This window comes from Paraburkholderia fynbosensis, assembly GCF_902859935.1.
Taxonomy (GTDB): domain Bacteria; phylum Pseudomonadota; class Gammaproteobacteria; order Burkholderiales; family Burkholderiaceae; genus Paraburkholderia; species Paraburkholderia fynbosensis.
This window is the reverse complement of record NZ_CADIKI010000071.1, coordinates 1-1319: the sequence shown is the minus strand read 5'-3', so window position 1 is coordinate 1319 and position 1319 is coordinate 1. Positions and strand designations below refer to the sequence as shown.

1 protein-coding gene is annotated in these 1319 nt (G+C 64.0%); it reads right to left on the bottom strand.

The window, feature by feature from the left end; all coding sequences use genetic code 11:
* A partial coding sequence (gene ilvA / locus HV770_RS38030) for a threonine ammonia-lyase, biosynthetic (RefSeq protein WP_175166530.1) occupies positions 1 to 1319 on the bottom strand: 1319 nt, incomplete at both ends.

Here is a 1319-nt window from a genome sequence, read left to right as displayed (position 1 = left end):
ATGCCGACGAGGATCGAACTGTAGTCCGCACCCTGGTTGCGATAGTGGAACAGGCTGATGTTCCAGTTCGGCGCCATCGACGACAGGAACTTCATCAGCGCGCCCGGGCGCTCCGGAAACTCGAAGCGGAACAGGCGCTCGTCATGCGCGAGCGGCGAGCGCCCGCCGACCATGTAGCGGATGTGCTGCTTCGAGAGTTCGTCGAAAGTCAGGTCGACGGTCGCGAAGCCGTGCGCTTCGAACGCGCCCGCGATCTGCGCGGACTCGCTGCGGTTTCTGATCTGCACGCCGACGAAGATATGCGCCGAGTTCGCATCCGCGATCCGGTAGTTGAACTCGGTGACGCTGCGCGTGCCGACCAGTTCACAGAAACGCCTGAAGCTGCCGCGCTCTTCGGGAATCGTCACGGCGAACACCGCTTCGCGTGCTTCACCGACTTCGGCGCGCTCGGCGACGAAGCGCATGCGGTCGAAATTCATGTTCGCGCCCGACGTGATCGCGATCAGCGTCTGGTTCTCGATGCCTTCGCGCTCGGCATACTGCTTCGCGCCCGCAACAGCCAGCGAGCCTGCCGGTTCGAGCACGCTGCGGGTGTCCTGGAACACATCCTTGATTGCCGCGCACAGCGCATCGGTATTCACGAGCAGCACGTCGTCGAGATATTCGTTGCACAGGCGGAAGGTTTCTTCACCGACCAGCTTCACCGCCGTGCCGTCCGAGAACAGTCCGACTTCGTTCAGCGTGACGCGCTCGCCTGCTTTGAGCGAGGCGGCCATGGCGCACGAATCATCAGTCTGGACGCCGATCACCTTGATCTCCGGGCGCACCGATTTCACATACGCGGCCACGCCAGCCGCGAGTCCGCCGCCACCGATCGGCACGAAGATCGCGTGGATCGGCCCCTGATGCTGGCTGAGAATCTCCATCGCGACGGTGCCCTGCCCTGCGATCACGTACGGGTCGTCGAACGGATGCACGAAGCTCAGGCCACGCTCTTCCTGAAGTTTGACCGCATGGCCGTACGCGTCGCTATACGACTCGCCGAACTGCACCACTTCGACCGTCGGCCCGCCATGCGCGCGTACCGCATCGACCTTCACCTGCGGCGTCGTCACCGGCACTACGATGATCGCCTTCACGCCCATGCGTGCCGCCGACAACGCGACGCCCTGCGCATGATTGCCCGCCGACGCGGTAATCACCCCCCGCGCCAGCGCTTCGGCCGGAAGATGCGCCATCTTGTTGTACGCGCCGCGCAGCTTGAACGAGAACACCGGCTGGTTGTCCTCACGCTTCAGATACACCGGATTGCGCAGCCG